The sequence below is a fragment of the Mesorhizobium quangtriensis genome, assembly GCF_040081925.1.
Taxonomy (GTDB): domain Bacteria; phylum Pseudomonadota; class Alphaproteobacteria; order Rhizobiales; family Rhizobiaceae; genus Mesorhizobium_K; species Mesorhizobium_K quangtriensis.
Window position 1 is genome coordinate 30,138 of the sequence record NZ_JBEBMF010000002.1, and the last position, 14,714, is coordinate 44,851.

Below are 14,714 nucleotides of genomic sequence, written 5' to 3' on the forward strand. Positions count from 1 at the left end.
TCGATAGCGCCGGCGCGAAACAAGGTCCGCTGCGTGACAACAATCTTCGTCCTGAATGGCCCCAACCTGAATATGCTCGGCAAGCGGGAGCCGGGCATTTACGGAACGGCGACGCTCGACAGCATTCAGGCCGATTGCAAGAAGGCCGCCAAGTCCTTGTCATTGAAGGTGGATTTCCGCCAGTCGAACCACGAAGGCGTGCTGGTCGACTGGATCCAGGAAGCCGCAGACAATGCCAAGGGTATCGTGTTGAACGCAGGCGCCTACACGCACACCTCCATCGCCATCCACGATGCCATCCGCGCCATCGCCCCGTTGCCGGTGGTGGAAGTGCATCTCTCCAACATCCATGCACGCGAGCCGTTCAGGCATGTGTCAAAGGTCGCGCCGCATGCGGTGGGCATGATCGCCGGCTTCGGACCTCTCGGCTACACGCTGGCGCTGCGTGCTCTTGCAGCAAGAATCTGACAGACCGGACAATAAGAAGGCTTTGAAATGACCACCAAGAAGACCGGTATCGACCAGCAGCTCATTCGTGACCTTGCAGGCATCCTCAACGACACGAACCTGACCGAGATCGAGGTCGAGCTCGACGCGTTCAAGGTTCGAGTCTCGCGCCAGGCGGCCGCCGTGCATGCCGTCGCTGCGCCAGCACCTGTTTACGCTGCGCCGGCTCCTGCCGCGCACGCTGCTCCAGCGCCAGCCGCTGCCGCTCCGGCCGATGTCTCCAAGAACGCGGTGCCCTCGCCGATGGTCGGCACCGCCTATCTCGCGCCCGCTCCAGATGCGCAGCCCTTCATCACGGTCGGCCAGTCGGTCAAGGAAGGCCAGACGCTGCTCATCATCGAGGCGATGAAGACGATGAACCAGATTCCGTCGCCGCGCTCCGGCACCGTAAAGGCGATCCTGATCGAGGATTCGCAGCCTGTCGAATACGGCATGCCGCTGGTCGTGATCGAATAGCGCCGGGAAAGCAGGCGCCATGTTCCAGAAGATCCTCATAGCAAATCGTGGCGAGATCGCCCTGCGCGTCCTGCGCGCCTGCCGCGAGCTTGGCATCCAGACGGTCGTCGTGCATTCGACCGCCGACGCCGACGCGATGCATGTCCGTCTCGCCGATGAAAGCGTCTGCATCGGCCCGCCGCCGTCACGCGACAGCTACCTTAACATCCACCAGATCGTCGCTGCCTGCGAGATCACCGGCGCCGACGCCGTGCATCCCGGCTACGGCTTCCTGTCGGAGAACGCAAAGTTCGCCGACATCCTGGCGGCCCACAACATCACCTTCATAGGCCCGTCCGGCGACCATATCCGTGTCATGGGCGACAAGATCGAGGCCAAGCGCACCGCCAAACGTCTGGGCATTCCTGTCGTGCCAGGTTCCGATGGGGCTGTTTCCGATGAAAAGGAAGCGCGCCGCATCGCCGCCGAGATCGGCTACCCGGTCATCATCAAGGCGTCGGCCGGCGGCGGTGGGCGCGGCATGAAGGTAGCCCGCAATGAGGAAGACCTCGACGTAGCGCTGAAGACCGCCAAGTCGGAGGCCGGAGCCGCCTTCGGCGACGACGCGGTCTACATCGAGAAATACCTTGAAAAGCCGCGCCACATCGAGATTCAGGTGTTCGGCGACGGCATGGGCCGCGGCGTTCATCTTGGCGAGCGCGACTGCTCGCTGCAGCGCCGGCACCAGAAGGTCTGGGAAGAGGCGAATTCCCCTGCCCTTAACGCGGCACAGCGCTCGCAGATCGGCGAGACCTGTGCGAAGGCGATTGCCGATCTCGGCTATTCGGGCGCCGGTACGATCGAGTTCCTCTACGAGAACGGCGAGTTCTATTTCATCGAGATGAACACCCGCCTGCAGGTCGAGCACCCGGTTACCGAAGCCATCACCGGCATCGACCTCGTGCACGAACAGATCCGTGTTGCATCGGGCGGCGGGCTTTCCGTGCGGCAGGAAGACATCCGCTTCCACGGCCACGCGATCGAGTGCCGCATCAACGCCGAGGACCCGCGTACCTTCACGCCCTCACCGGGCACCATCACGCATTTTCACACACCAGGCGGTCTCGGCATTCGCGTGGATTCCGGTGTATATTCCGGCTACAAGATCCCGCCCTACTACGACAGCCTGATCGGCAAGCTGATCGTACACGGCCGCAACCGGGTCGAGTGCATGATGCGCCTTCGCCGCGCTCTCGACGAATTCGTGGTTGACGGTATCAAGACGACGTTGCCGCTGTTCCGCGACCTCGTCGGCAATCCGGATATCGCCAATGGCGACTACGACATTCACTGGCTGGAAAAATACCTTGCCGAGACGGCCGAGTAGCCAAGAAGGGGCGTGCCGATGACACGCCCCTACGCGCCCGGTTATCGCATCCCGACCGACCTCCTGCTCAAAGCTTATGCGTCAGGCGTCTTTCCCATGGCGGAAAGCGCCAGCGACCCGGACGTCTTCTGGGTCCGCCCGGAAATGCGCGGCGTCATCCCCCTCGATGCCTTCCACGTCCCCAAAAGCCTGAAGAAGGTCATCCGCCACGGCCTGTTTGACATTCGCACTGACACCGATTTCGCCGGCGTTATCGACGCCTGCGCCGAGGAGCGCGACGAACGGCAGTCCACCTGGATCAATGCGCCCATCCGCGAGGCGTATATCGAGCTGTTTCGCCTCGGGCACTGCCATTCCGTAGAGGCATGGCGAGAAGGGCGTCTGGTCGGCGGCCTCTACGGCGTGAAGCTCGGCCGCGCCTTCTTCGGCGAAAGCATGTTTTCGCGAGAGACCGATGCCTCCAAGGTCTGCCTGGCGCATCTTGTCGAAAGGCTTCGCGGTCGCGGTTTCGTGCTTCTGGATACCCAGTTCACGACCGAACACCTGAAGCGCTTCGGCGCGGTCGACGTTCCGCGCGCGAAATATGAAAAGTTGCTGGAAGAAGCCTTGAAGGGCGACGCCCGCTTTAGTCCGTGACGGCCGATTTCTCTTCGAGCAGCGCAGGCAACTGTTCCAGCAGTTCGTCGCGCGTTCCCATGCCGGGGCTCATCTTTTGCGGCTTGGCGTGCACGGCGAGACGCGCAAACAGGATGGTCCGGTCGCCCTTGTCCGCCCAGCCGACATACCACCCAAACGGCCGCTGCCGGTCTGGCGTGCCATCGGCGTTCACCGAAAATCCCGCACCTGTCTTGCCGCGCACGACCCAGCCATTCGGCAGGTCATACCGACCGAGGATGGCTTCGGTCATCTCGTAGGCATGTCCGCTGACGGGCAACTGCCGGTTCACGATCTTGCCGACGAAGGCGATCTGTTCAAGGGGCGAGATGCGCAGCGACGAGCTCAGCCAGGAGCGCGTGAGACCGTTGTTCTTGCCCTTGTCGCCGGATACGTCCTCGTTTCCATAGTCGAACGCCCGGACATAGGCGCTGAACTTGTCCTCGCCCAGCGACTGCGTAATCAGTTGCGAATACCAGACGACCGACTCCTTCATCCATGTCGTCGGGTCGATGTCGGTGCGCCACTCCTTGCGCCAATCCGGATAGCCTTCCTTGAAGGGCAGCAGTGGGGTCGTCTCGTCCTTTAGGAAACCGGAATCGTAGCCCATCAAGCCGATCGGTATCTTGAAGGTCGAGGCAGGCGGCATGGCCAAGTCGCATTCGCCGTCCTGATGAAGAATTTTCCCGGTCGATGCATCGGCAAGCAGCGTGCAGATCGTGTCGGCACGAGCCGGACCGACGGCGAGCGCCAGAATGAACAGGGTCGCAAATGCGCGCGCCACTGCGGAAATCCCCGACACGGAAATGACTGGCATTCCGCTCAATTTGTCTCTGGCGCCGGCACGTCGGACGATTGCTTGCAAGCCTTCAGCCAGACGTCATAGACCGCGTGTTCCACCGCATTAAGGCCCGGGCTTTCGGCGAACATCCAGCCCGTGAAGATGCGGCGTATCTTCCGGTCCAGCGTGATCTCGTCGACCTCGACGAAGGAGTCCGTCTTCGGCTCCTCGGTGATGGGCCGAGAATAGCAGACGCGGGGAGTGACCTGCAGCGCGCCGAACTGCACCGTCTCGTCGATATAGACATCGAAGGTGATGATGCGCCCGGTGATCTTGTCGACACCGGTGAACTCCGCGACGGGATTGCTGATGCGCTCAGCGTGCGCCGGCATCAGGCCGAACGTCAGCGCCGCGACAGCACCGCAGCAGGCTTTGACCAGGGTCGGGTGGAAGGACATGCGCGAAACACCGGAAATTGCTTTTGGCCCGATACGCGCGGACCATTCGCAGATTGAGGAACTTCTCACGCGACTAACCAGCAATTGTGGCGACAAAAGAAGCGCGCCGTACGCGGAATGTCCAATTCTCAAAATGCTCGATTGCCCAGTACTCAGTTACCCGGAGTCCACGCGTCGTAGTCGCCGGTCACCTGCGGCCTGTGGCTGCCGCTCAGGATAGATCCCGGCGGCCGGTAGGCAGCTGGCGAGCCGGTCAGGTTCGGGATATGCGGCTTCTGCCAGTCGCGCGGTTTGTATGTTTCCGCGGACGGCGGCATATCGGTTCGATGGTGAATCCAGCCATGCCAGCCCGGCGGCACGGCCGAAGCTTCAGAATAGCCGTTGTAGATCACCCAGCGACGCGTCTGGCCATCCGAGTTAGTGCCGCCCTCGTAGTAGACATTGCCAAACTCGTCTTCGCCTACGCGCTTGCCGAACCGCCATGTGAAAAAGCGGGTGCCGATGGTTTGGCTGTTCCACCAGGTGAAAAACTGCGTCCAGAACTTCTTCATCGATTCCTCGTCGCCGGAAGGCGTCGTTTCCTCGCTTATGGCGTCGGCGCAGCCGAATGGCAAGGGCCAGCCGATGCCTGCCACAGGCGCTTTCCGTTCATCACCGGACTTGTCAGAGGACCGGTCTGTCACGATAGTGCATCGCTCTCGCGGTCGTTATGCGTGCAGGTCGGTTCGGAGGAAGTCCAATGAAAAAGTCGATGAAGTCTGCCGCGACGGCATTTGGCCTCTCGATTGCCGTCGTCGGGCCAGCGGCCGCCGTTGAGGCAAACTTCACCTGCTCAGGAGGAAAAAAGGTCCACGCGACCTTCTCCGATCCCGGCGTATCGCCCGGAAGCGTGGTTCTCGTCTTCGCCGACGCCGGACAGGTGACCCTGCCGCAGGTTATGTCCGCCGACGGCGGCCGGTATGCCGCCAACAACATCGAGTTCTGGACAAAGGGCCAGGGCGCGACCCTGACCATGGACGGCAACGTGAAGAACTGCCACGTCGACTGACCGCCAGCGGGCCTCCTTCCCTTTGCGGCACAATCTCGCCGTGCTACGTGCCACCGCCGCCAACGGACGCCGACACCCAAGATGAGCAAACCTCGCAAACTGGCTTTTGTGTCCTCCGACGCCGAGGATGCCCGCAAGGCGGCCGACGCGCTCGTGTCACGCTACGGGCAAAACCCGGTCGAAGAAGCCGATGTCGTGGTCGCGCTCGGAGGCGACGGGTTCCTGCTGGAAACCCTGCGCGAAACCATGAGCACGGGAAAGCTCGTCTATGGCATGAACCGGGGCACCGTGGGTTTCCTGATGAATGAGTTCCGCGAGGACGGACTGGCCGAACGCATAGCGGCGGCACAGCCCGAAACCATCCGGCCGCTCGAGATGGAAACCGTAACTGCAGATGGCGAACGCTCGAGCGCGCTCGCAATCAACGAGGTTTCTCTCTGGCGGCAGTCGTATCAAACGGCCAAGATCAGGATCTCGATCGACGGCAAGGTGCGCCTCGACGAATTGAACTGCGATGGCGTCATGGTGGCGACGCCTGCCGGCTCTACCGCCTACAACCTCTCGGCCTACGGTCCGATTCTGCCGCTGGACGCGCCACTGCTGGCCTTGACGCCCGTCAGCCCCTTCCGCCCGCGTCGCTGGCGCGGTGCGCTGGTCTCGAACAAGGTCGCCGTGCGCTTCGACATGCTCGAACCGGAGAAACGGCCCGTCAACGCGGCGGCCGACCATGTGGAGGTCAAGTCGGTTATCTCGGTGACGGTCAGGGAGTCCAAATCGAAGACGGCAACGCTGCTTTTCGATCCAGGCTATTCTTGGAACGAGCGCATCCTTGCCGAGCAATTCCGCTACTGATCCTTGCGAAATTAACGTTAGCCGATAAGCATAAACCTTGCCCGACCCTTAACATTACGGGCATTTAAGTTGACATTCCGCAGGGTTGCGCATATCTCGCAATGCACAAAATAGCAGGCGCGCGGCGCTTGCCGCAGCTCTCTGGGGAGCGGCGCCGCAACCATCCAAAAGCAGCCAGGCAATTGTCCGTAGACACCACGACCGCCCAAGAAGCGTTGACCTTCGCAGACCTCGGCCTTTCGCCGAAGGTTCTTTCCGCCGTAACCGACGCCGGTTACACGACGCCGACGCCGATCCAGGCTGGCTCCATTCCCCACGCCATTCAGGGCAAGGACGTTCTCGGCATCGCCCAGACCGGCACCGGTAAGACGGCCGCGTTCGTGCTGCCGATGATCACGCGTCTTGAAAAGGGTCGTGCTCGGGCGCGTATGCCGCGTACATTGATCCTTGAACCGACGCGCGAACTCGCCGCGCAGGTCGAGGAAAACTTCATCAAGTACGGCAAGAACCACCGCCTCAACATTTCGCTCCTCATAGGAGGCGTCTCCTTCGACGAGCAGGAGAAGAAGCTGGAGCGCGGTGCAGACGTGTTGATCGCAACGCCGGGCCGCATGCTGGATCACTTCGAGCGCGGCAAGCTTCTGCTGACCGGCGTCGAGATTCTTGTCATCGACGAGGCTGATCGCATGCTCGACATGGGCTTCATCCCCGACATCGAGCGTATCTGCAAGCTGATCCCGTTTACGCGTCAGACGCTGTTCTTCTCGGCGACTATGCCGCCGGAAATCACCAAGCTGACCGAGCAGTTCCTGCACGCGCCTGTGCGCGTAGAGGTCTCGCGCGCAGCGTCGACCAGCATCAACATCACGCAACGTCTGGTGAAGTCCGGCTCGAAGCCATGGGACAAGCGCGAGACGCTTCGTAACCTGATCCGCGCCGAGGGTGACTCGCTCAAAAATGCGATCATCTTCTGCAATCGCAAGATCGAGGTTTCCGACCTCTTCAAATCGCTGCAGAAGCATGAGTTCGACGTTGGCGCGCTGCATGGCGACATGGACCAGCGGGCGCGCATGATGATGCTCGACAACTTCCGCTCCGGCCGCCTCAAGCTGCTGGTGGCGTCCGATGTCGCAGCGCGCGGCCTCGACATTCCCGACGTCAGCCACGTCTTCAACTTCGACGTGCCGATCCACGCCGAGGACTACGTACACCGCATCGGCCGCACCGGCCGCGCCGGACGTTCGGGCAAGTCCTTCACCATCGTCACCCGTGGCGACACGAAGCACCTAGACGCGATCGAGAAGCTGACCGGACAGAATATCGAATGGCACGACGGCGACCTGTCGACGCTCGCGCCCGCCACCGAGGAAGACGACGCGCCGCGTCGTGGCCGTGGGGCTCCGAAACGCGCCGGCCGCAAGGGCGATGGCGAGCGGAAGCGCGATCACAAGCGCGAGCGAAAGGAAGAGGTCGTCGAGGCCAAACCTGCCGAAGTGCAGGAGGCCCCAGCAGAAGTGACCGATATCGCCGAGGAGCGGCGCACCCGCAAGGATGCAATCAAGTCGGACAACGCAAGCCGAGGCACCCGTTCTGGTAACACCGGCAATCAATCCCGCCGCGATGACAGGCGGCACAACCGCTCCAACGACGACCTGAACGACGGCACCGTCGGTTTCGGCGACGACATGCCGGCCTTCATGAAGATCGCCGTGAAGGTCTGAGCGACCTTTTAGCCAGCCTCCTGAAACGAAAAACGGCCCGCCTGGGGCCGTTTTGCTTTTACGGAGCCTTCGTCCCTCAGGTGAGCGGCGAAAGCTGGATTTCGACGCGCCGGTTGAGCGCGCGGCCCTCGGCGGTCGAGTTCGTGGCTATCGGCCTGTTCGGTCCAAAACCGGTAACCGCGAAGCGGCGTGAATCGACTCCCTGCTGCGCAAGATAGTTCGCGACCGAAAGAGCGCGCCTTTCGGAGAGGTCCATGTTGTGGGCAAGGCTGCCGGTCGAGTCGGTGTGGCCGAAGATATCGACAACCGTCTGCTGGTAGCGGTTGAGCACGATGGCCACTGAGTTCAGCGTCTCGCGGAAGCTAGGCTTGATCGCGTATTTGTCGGTGTCGAAGGTAATGTCGGACGGCATATTCAGAACAACCTGGTCGCCGACGCGCGTGACGCTGACGCCCGTACCCTGCAACTGGCGGCGAAGGTCGGCTTCGTTCCGGTCCATGGTCGCGCCGATCGCGCCGCCAGTCAGCGCACCGACGCCGGCGCCGATGAGAACCGCGTTGCGCTGCGCGTTTCTGCTGCCGCCGACCGCCATTCCCGCCAAAGCACCAAGGCCAGCGCCAAGAGCGGCCCCTCCCGCCGTGTTGGAAACCTTTTGCTCACCGGTGAAAGGATCGGTCGAACAGGCGCTCACAAACGCCACGGCCGCCACAACGGCGACAATTCGTTTCATCATCAGGTGTTCCCTCTCACACGTCGCGGCGACATTCCGGTAATCCCGCCTTCGTTGGTTCCTTGTACCACGAAATGCGGCAAAAAGCCGACGCTGCGGCGATGGAAATGTCACGGCGCGATGTTGCCCGCCCGCGGGGCTCCGATGGTCCGGAGGGTGCGGACGATCACCGTTTCCTTCGACGTCGTCAAAGGGAAGTATCGTAGCCCGGCGCTCGCGTTCCTGGTGGAACGCGCGTCTGGTTTCAGTAGGAACGAGGCGGAACGAACAGGCAGATCGTCCGGGAATCATCCGCGCCCGCGACTGAGCACCAGTGATATTCGCCGTCAGGTGAATCCTTCAGTCGCGTGTCTGAATAGGCAACGACCTCGCCCGTCCCCTTGATCACATAGCCTTCCGGCTTTTCGCTGATCTTGGCCGACGAGACCTCCCGGCAGTCGTAGCCCGAGCAGCAGGAGAAGGGATACTTCCATCCCTGCGGCTTGGCCGACGTTGGCTTCGCGTCATGCGCGGCAGCCGGTGTGGAAAGACCCGACGCTCCCCCTAGCGTCAAAGCGAGGGAAGCCGCAGAAGCGATGCGGAGGAAATGTGTAGCCGGTTTTGCGGTACTTGCTGAGTAAGACATGGCTCATTCCTGTCAAAACGGGTTTATTCAAGCTTTCGCTTGCCCGTCCAAGGAACGTTGTCTTCCCGTTCGCCGGCTCGTCAGCCGCAGATACGCCGCGTCCGGCCTGAATGCTTTTCGTCCTCCGATACCCACAACTCTGGAGCGATTCTTTCGCTGGCGCAAGATTTATGCTGCAGTGCACAATGTCGCAGCCGCACCAGTGGTCCGCGTGCAAAAAATGCTGCGCCCACATGGTTAACGATTTCTTAACGATGGCCGGTAAGGCAAACGGCCCTACTCGATGTCCGCGATCGGCTGCCCTGCTCCACCCTCGATGCGCTGCGACAACGACGCTTCCATGAAGCCGTCGAGATCGCCGTCCAGCACATCGGACGGGCTGGTGCTTTCGACGCCCGTGCGCAGATCCTTCACGAGCTGGTAGGGCTGAAGCACATAGGACCGTATCTGGTGGCCCCAGCCGATGTCGGACTTCGCCGACTCGGTCGCGTTGGCGACGGCCTCGCGCTTCTTCAGCTCCTCCTCGTAGAGCCTTGAGCGCAGCATTTCCCAGGCCTTGGCCCGGTTTTTGTGCTGCGAACGCTCGGCCTGGCACGCGACCGCTATGCCGGTTGCGAGGTGGGTGATGCGAACAGCGGAATCGGTCGTGTTGACGTGCTGTCCGCCCGAGCCGGACGACCGGTAGGTGTCGATGCGCACATCGGATTCGCTAACCTGGATCTCGATCGAATCGTCGACGACAGGATAGACCCAGACGCTCGAGAACGATGTGTGACGCCGCGCATTGCTGTCATAGGGCGAAATCCGCACCAGCCGGTGCACGCCGGATTCCGTCTTCAGCCAGCCGTAGGCGTTGTGGCCCTTGATCAGGAGCGTGGCGGACTTGATGCCGGCTTCTTCGCCGTCATGCATTTCCAGCACTTCGACCTTGAATTTCCGCCGCTCGGCCCAGCGCGTGTACATGCGCAAAAGCATGTTGGCCCAGTCCTGGCTTTCGGTGCCGCCCGCGCCGGCATGGATTTCGAGATAAGTGTCGTTTGCGTCGGCCTCACCCGACAGCATCGTCTCGATCTGCCGCGCCCTCACCTCGCCTGCAAGCGAACGGATCGACGCCTCGGCCTCGTTGACGACCGACTGGTCGCCCTCTTCTTCGCCGAGTTCGATCAGGCCGATATTGTCTTCGAGCGCCTGAGTGACACCACGAACGGCCTTCACCCCGTCTTCCAGCGACTGCCGCTCCCGCATCAGTTTCTGGGCTTCCTGCGCGTCGTTCCAGAGGGAGGAATCTTCCGCGCGCATGTTCAGGTAATCAAGTCGCTTCAGCGCCTGATCCCAGTCAAAGATGCCTCCTCAGCAGGCTTATGGCCTGCCTGATTTCGTCGACGAGCTTTTCGGTTTCCGCGCGCATGGCTGGATCGGACTTCCTGTGATGGGCCTTTGAATCGGCGCGGACCATAGGCATGCGGCCCCCGCCTGTAAAGCTACGAAAAAGGAGAAATGGGCGAACCCTGAGGTCCGCCCATCCCCGCTGCCTGAGAACGTGTCGACACCGGCGCGAAAGCCGCCGAACGGCTTCCGGGTATCAGTGTCGAAAGAGGATTGTCAGGATCAGTAGAGCCCGCCGCCGCCGGTCTCGATTGCCCTGCTGGCAGATGGCGACAGGTCGCCGCCCACCGCACCGCCGCCGTCCATGCCGATGACCCAATAGCTGTCGGCGGGACCGGTGCCCGGCTTGAAAGCTTCCATGATCGTGCCGGCTTCGCCTTCGTTGGCGCGCATGCCTGTCTTGCGGTTGATCGCGATCAGCGTCATGCCCTCGGGCACCTGGAATTCAGTCGGAGGCGTGTCCTTCAGCGCCTCGGCCATGAACTCCTTGAAGATCGGCGCGGCCAGGCCGCCGCCGGTCGTACCCTTGCCGAGCGTCCGCGGCTGATCGAAGCCGACATAGAGGCCGACAACCAGATTCGGCGTGAAGCCGATGAACCAGGCGTCCTTCTCGTCATTGGTCGTGCCAGTCTTGCCGGCGATCGGGCGGCCAAGCTCCAGCAGCGTGGTCGCGGTACCGCGCTGGACAACGCCTTCCATCATCGAGGTGATCTGGTAGGCGGTCATCGGATCGAGAACCTGATCGGCATTGTCGATCAGTTCCGGCTCCGCCTGGTTGCTCCAGTCCGTCGCTACACAGCCTTCGCAGCCCCGCTCATCATGCTTGTAGACGGTCTTGCCGTAGCGGTCCTGGATGCGGTCGATCATCGACGGCTTGATCTGGCGTCCGCCATTGGCCATCACCGAATAGGCCGAGACCATGCGCATCACGGTCGTTTCACCCGAGCCCAGAGCCATCGGCAGGTAGGGCATGAGATGATCGTAGACACCGAAGCGCTCGGCGTATTCGGAGACGATCTTCATGCCCATGTCGTGCGCCAGGCGCACGGTCATCAGGTTGCGAGACCGCTCGATGCCAGCCCTAAGCGTCGAGGGGCCGGCCGGCTTGCCGTCATAGTTCTTCGGCGTCCAGGTCGTGTTGCCCGAGGTGATGGTGATCGGCCCGTCCATGATCACGGAGGCCGGCGTGTACCCGTTGTCGAGAGCGGCTGCATAGACGATGGGCTTGAACGACGAGCCCGGCTGGCGCATCGCCTGCGTCGCGCGGTTGAATTCGGACTGCGCGAACGAGAACCCGCCGACCATGGCGAGCACGCGGCCCGTATGCGGGTCCATCGCGACCAGACCGCCCGAAACGCCGGGCACCTGGCGCAGCTGATAGGCGCTGCCTTCCTTCTGCTCGACATAGACCACGTCGCCGGGCTTCAGCACATCGGCTGGAGACTTGGCGCGGACGCGCTCGCCATTGACGATATGGCGCATCGCGAAGCTCATGTCGTCCAAGGCGACCGTCCCGGTCTCGCGGTCGGCAGACAGCGCGCCCGAGACTTCACGCTTCGGCTGCAGCCCGATCGAGAGGCCTTCCGCGGAGCTTTCCAGCACGACTGCCAGCCGCCACTCGGGAATGTCGTCCAGCGCCTTGACCGCGCCCAGCGCCACCCCCCAGTCGGAGCCGACGTCGATAGTCGTCACAGGTCCACGGAAACCGCGCAGGGTATCGTACTTGAGCAGCCCGTTCTGCATTGCCTTGCGGGCGATGAGCTGCAGCTTCGGGTCCAGCGTCGTGCGAACCGACAGACCGCCTTCGTAAAGCGCATTCTCGCCGTAGCGGGAGATGATCTCGCGGCGCACCTCTTCGGTGAAATACTCGCCCGCGAACAGATAGTTGCCAGACCGGCGCGGCTTGACGCCGAGCGGCTCGGCCTTTGCCCTGTCGCCTTCCTCGCGCGAGACGTAGCCGTTCTCGACCATCTGGTCGATCACCCAGTTGCGCCGCTCGATGGCGCGCTCGGTGTTGCGGAACGGATGATAGTTCGACGGGCCTTTTGGCAGCGCGGCCAGATAAGCAGCTTCTGCAACAGTCAGCTCGTTCACCGACTTGTCGAAATAGGTCAGAGCCGCGCCCGCCACACCATAGGCGTTCAGGCCGAAGAAGATTTCGTTGAGGTATAGCTCGAGGATGCGGTCCTTGGAAAAGGCCTGCTCGATACGGAACGACAGGATGGCTTCCCGGATCTTGCGCTCGATCGTCTGGTCCTTGGACAGCAGGAAATTCTTTGCCACCTGCTGCGTGATCGTCGAAGCACCCTGGCGGCCACCCGTCTGGATATTGTTGACGACGGCGCGGATCAGTCCCTGGATGTCGATGCCTGGATGCTTATAGAAGTTCTTGTCTTCAGCCGACAGGAATGCGGCCTTGACGCGATCAGGGACGGCCTGGATCGGCAGATAGAGACGGCGCTGGCGCGCGAACTCGCCCATCAGCGCTCCGTCCGATGCATGGACGCGGGTCGTGACCGGCGGCTCGTACTTCGACAGCACCTCGTAGTCCGGCAGATCCTTGGTGATACTGCCGATGACGATCCACACGCCCGCCGCGGCCAGCAGCGCAAGTGCCGTCCCTATGCCGAAGAAATAGCCGATAAGTCGAATCATACCCGCTCCAATGCCAGATCGGAGGACCGTTGCACAACACCAAACGCGTGCTCCCGGCGCATGGAAAGGTCCATCCCGACTTCGCGAAGCCTTGGTCCGCCGATGTGTACAAATTGCGGCGGCATGACATCATTCATCCCGTTGCGCGAAAATAATACGTGATTTGGCGGCGCGATACCACTGGACGGCCGCTTCACGTCGCCCCGGCAGTTCAGCCGCCTGCGTTGTCGGTCGAGGTTGCGAACATCTCTATAGCCCTTGCGATGCTCGTCGCGGCCTTGTCGCGCCACTCCGCGCTCATCAACTGCTCCTCATCCTTGACGTTGGACAGGTAGCCAAGCTCCAGCAGCACCGAAGGAACGTCGGGCGCCTTCAGCACCTTGAAGCCCGCGAAGCGGTGAGGATTGTTGATCAGCCCGATCGTCGGCGACAGTTCGCCCACCAGCTTACGGGCGAAGCGGATCGAAAAGCTGTGGGTCTCGCGCTTGATGAGATCGACAAGGATATCCGCCACCTCGTGGTTTTCTTCTTCGACCACGATGCCAGCGAGCTGGTCGGACAGGTTTTCACGGTCCGCGAGCGCTTGGGCGTCAGCATCCGAGGCCTTTTCGGACACGGTATAGACCGTCGCTCCACGAATGCCTTTGAGGCGGATCGTGTCGGCGTGGATCGAGATAAAAAGGTCCGCGTCATGTTCACGGGCGATCCTGACGCGATCGTCGAGCCGCAAAAACTCGTCCTTATCGCGCGTCATGAAGACGCTATAGCGGCCGTCAGCCTTTAGCTTGTCGCGCAATTCGGTGGCGAATGTCAGCGTGATATCCTTTTCCGCCGTGCCGCTCGGACCAGCCGCCCCACCATCCACGCCACCATGCCCAGCGTCGATCACGACAGTGAACCGCTGTCCCTCGCGCCCGGTCCGCAGGCCGAGGCGTTCGCTTTTGGGCGTCGCCTCGGTCGAACCGGTTGTGGCGGCCTGCTCGGCCAGCGCATCGTCGAATGCCTGCTGCGACGACGCCGAGAGATCGGCGACGAGACGATAGCCTGGCGCCTTTTCATTCTTCATGATCTCAAGGCGGTCTATGAGGAAAGGGCCTTTCGCCTCCAATATCAAACGGGAGGCCTGACCGCTAAGATCGCCATAGCGCACGTTGGTGACAAGCCCGCTCGCTTTGAGTTCCTTGGGATCGATGGCAAACCGTGTCTTGGGCAGGTCGATGACGAGCCTGTGTGGTCCGCGCAGCATGAACCAGCGCGGCTCGGGCTCCTTGTCGAAATTGGCGACGATCCGCGTGTGCGTCGCATCGCCGGCCATCTTGAAGTCATGTGCATCGAGCGCGAAGGCATGCGTCGGAACTAACAGCAGGCCTGCCAGAACCAGAAGCGCGCCAACAATCGCGAAAAAGCCGCCAGAATTGCCTTTCCGTCCTGCAGTTGGAACCATCATGGTGCCTTCGCTTCGCTTGTCCGTGCGC

At 62.0% G+C, this 14,714-nt stretch carries 15 protein-coding genes; 7 read left to right on the forward strand and 8 right to left on the reverse strand.

Going from position 1 to position 14,714, the window contains the following annotated elements:
* Positions 1 to 33: 33 nt before the first annotated feature.
* Genes aroQ through aat form a run of 4 tightly spaced genes read left to right on the forward strand, consistent with a single transcriptional unit; the run spans position 34 to position 2,965 of the window.
* On the forward strand, positions 34 to 468 hold the full coding sequence (gene aroQ, locus ABMA32_RS08755; RefSeq protein ID WP_349013404.1) for a type II 3-dehydroquinate dehydratase: 435 nt from the start codon (positions 34 to 36) through the stop codon (positions 466 to 468).
* A gap of 27 nt (positions 469 to 495) precedes the next feature.
* The gene (gene accB, locus ABMA32_RS08760; RefSeq protein ID WP_349013405.1) at positions 496 to 963 is read left to right on the forward strand and encodes an acetyl-CoA carboxylase biotin carboxyl carrier protein; all 468 of its coding nucleotides are present in this window, start codon (positions 496 to 498) and stop codon (positions 961 to 963) included.
* A gap of 19 nt (positions 964 to 982) precedes the next feature.
* Positions 983 to 2,329, forward strand: coding sequence for an acetyl-CoA carboxylase biotin carboxylase subunit (accC, locus tag ABMA32_RS08765; protein ID WP_349013406.1), 1,347 nt, complete (start codon positions 983 to 985; stop codon positions 2,327 to 2,329).
* A gap of 18 nt (positions 2,330 to 2,347) precedes the next feature.
* Positions 2,348 to 2,965: a leucyl/phenylalanyl-tRNA--protein transferase gene (aat, locus tag ABMA32_RS08770; protein ID WP_349013407.1), complete on the forward strand. Its 618-nt coding sequence runs from the start codon at positions 2,348 to 2,350 to the stop codon at positions 2,963 to 2,965.
* On the opposite strand, the gene blaOXA is transcribed toward aat, so the two are convergent.
* The 3 genes from blaOXA to ABMA32_RS08785 form a co-directional block, all read right to left on the reverse strand.
* Positions 2,955 to 3,800: a class D beta-lactamase gene (blaOXA, locus tag ABMA32_RS08775; protein ID WP_349014687.1), complete on the reverse strand. Its 846-nt coding sequence runs from the start codon at positions 3,798 to 3,800 to the stop codon at positions 2,955 to 2,957. The genes aat and blaOXA overlap by 11 nt on opposite strands.
* Positions 3,801 to 3,805: 5 nt before the next feature.
* Positions 3,806 to 4,222 carry a DUF2155 domain-containing protein gene (locus tag ABMA32_RS08780; protein WP_349013408.1) on the reverse strand — a complete coding sequence of 139 codons (417 nt, stop codon included), beginning with the start codon at positions 4,220 to 4,222 and terminating at the stop codon, positions 3,806 to 3,808.
* A 152-nt stretch (positions 4,223 to 4,374) separates the two neighbouring features.
* Positions 4,375 to 4,773, reverse strand: coding sequence for an NADH:ubiquinone oxidoreductase subunit NDUFA12 (locus ABMA32_RS08785; protein ID WP_349014688.1), 399 nt, complete (start codon positions 4,771 to 4,773; stop codon positions 4,375 to 4,377).
* Positions 4,774 to 4,961: 188 nt separating this feature from the next.
* Between ABMA32_RS08785 and ABMA32_RS08790 the strand changes: the two genes are divergently transcribed.
* From ABMA32_RS08790 to ABMA32_RS08800, 3 genes are all read left to right on the forward strand, one after another.
* Positions 4,962 to 5,270, forward strand: a complete 309-nt coding sequence (locus ABMA32_RS08790; protein WP_349013409.1) for an MliC family protein — start codon at positions 4,962 to 4,964, stop codon at positions 5,268 to 5,270.
* A gap of 81 nt (positions 5,271 to 5,351) precedes the next feature.
* Positions 5,352 to 6,122, forward strand: coding sequence for an NAD kinase (locus ABMA32_RS08795; protein ID WP_349013410.1), 771 nt, complete (start codon positions 5,352 to 5,354; stop codon positions 6,120 to 6,122).
* Between the two features lie 182 nt (positions 6,123 to 6,304).
* Positions 6,305 to 7,843 (forward strand): DEAD/DEAH box helicase, encoded by a 1,539-nt coding sequence (locus ABMA32_RS08800; RefSeq protein WP_349013411.1) that lies wholly within the window; start codon positions 6,305 to 6,307, stop codon positions 7,841 to 7,843.
* Between the two features lie 76 nt (positions 7,844 to 7,919).
* Here ABMA32_RS08800 and ABMA32_RS08805 read toward each other — a convergent pair whose 3' ends face one another.
* The 5 genes from ABMA32_RS08805 to ABMA32_RS08825 form a co-directional block, all read right to left on the reverse strand.
* Positions 7,920 to 8,576: a YiaD family glycine zipper/OmpA-like lipoprotein gene (locus tag ABMA32_RS08805; RefSeq protein ID WP_349013412.1), complete on the reverse strand. Its 657-nt coding sequence runs from the start codon at positions 8,574 to 8,576 to the stop codon at positions 7,920 to 7,922.
* Between the two features lie 241 nt (positions 8,577 to 8,817).
* Positions 8,818 to 9,198, reverse strand: coding sequence for a hypothetical protein (locus ABMA32_RS08810; protein ID WP_349013413.1), 381 nt, complete (start codon positions 9,196 to 9,198; stop codon positions 8,818 to 8,820).
* Positions 9,199 to 9,474: 276 nt separating this feature from the next.
* Positions 9,475 to 10,606 (reverse strand): peptide chain release factor 2 gene (prfB, locus tag ABMA32_RS08815; protein WP_349013414.1). Its coding sequence is split into 2 segments (ribosomal slippage): positions 9,475 to 10,539 and positions 10,541 to 10,606, totalling 1,131 coding nucleotides; the frame shifts between segments, so codons are not numbered across the junction.
* Positions 10,607 to 10,806: 200 nt separating this feature from the next.
* Positions 10,807 to 13,239 (reverse strand): penicillin-binding protein 1A, encoded by a 2,433-nt coding sequence (locus ABMA32_RS08820; protein ID WP_349013415.1) that lies wholly within the window; start codon positions 13,237 to 13,239, stop codon positions 10,807 to 10,809.
* 211 nt (positions 13,240 to 13,450) lie between these two features.
* Positions 13,451 to 14,686: an N-acetylmuramoyl-L-alanine amidase gene (locus ABMA32_RS08825; RefSeq protein ID WP_425475506.1), complete on the reverse strand. Its 1,236-nt coding sequence runs from the start codon at positions 14,684 to 14,686 to the stop codon at positions 13,451 to 13,453.
* Positions 14,687 to 14,714: the final 28 nt, after the last annotated feature.

Excerpts from the sequence above, each read along its gene's own strand:
- accB (WP_349013405.1), top strand. The coding sequence starts at position 496 with ATGACCACCAAGAAGACCGGTATCGACCAGCAGCTCATTCGTGACCTT.
- accC (WP_349013406.1), top strand. The coding sequence starts at position 983 with ATGTTCCAGAAGATCCTCATAGCAAATCGTGGCGAGATCGCCCTGCGC.
- aat (WP_349013407.1), top strand. The coding sequence starts at position 2,348 with ATGACACGCCCCTACGCGCCCGGTTATCGCATCCCGACCGACCTCCTG.
- blaOXA (WP_349014687.1), bottom strand. The coding sequence starts at position 3,800 with ATGCCAGTCATTTCCGTGTCGGGGATTTCCGCAGTGGCGCGCGCATTT.
- ABMA32_RS08780 (WP_349013408.1), bottom strand. The coding sequence starts at position 4,222 with ATGTCCTTCCACCCGACCCTGGTCAAAGCCTGCTGCGGTGCTGTCGCG.
- ABMA32_RS08785 (WP_349014688.1), bottom strand. The coding sequence starts at position 4,773 with ATGAAGAAGTTCTGGACGCAGTTTTTCACCTGGTGGAACAGCCAAACC.
- ABMA32_RS08790 (WP_349013409.1), top strand. The coding sequence starts at position 4,962 with ATGAAAAAGTCGATGAAGTCTGCCGCGACGGCATTTGGCCTCTCGATT.
- ABMA32_RS08795 (WP_349013410.1), top strand. The coding sequence starts at position 5,352 with ATGAGCAAACCTCGCAAACTGGCTTTTGTGTCCTCCGACGCCGAGGAT.
- ABMA32_RS08805 (WP_349013412.1), bottom strand. The coding sequence starts at position 8,576 with ATGATGAAACGAATTGTCGCCGTTGTGGCGGCCGTGGCGTTTGTGAGC.
- ABMA32_RS08810 (WP_349013413.1), bottom strand. The coding sequence starts at position 9,198 with ATGTCTTACTCAGCAAGTACCGCAAAACCGGCTACACATTTCCTCCGC.
- ABMA32_RS08820 (WP_349013415.1), bottom strand. The coding sequence starts at position 13,239 with ATGATTCGACTTATCGGCTATTTCTTCGGCATAGGGACGGCACTTGCG.
- ABMA32_RS08825 (WP_425475506.1), bottom strand. The coding sequence starts at position 14,686 with ATGATGGTTCCAACTGCAGGACGGAAAGGCAATTCTGGCGGCTTTTTC.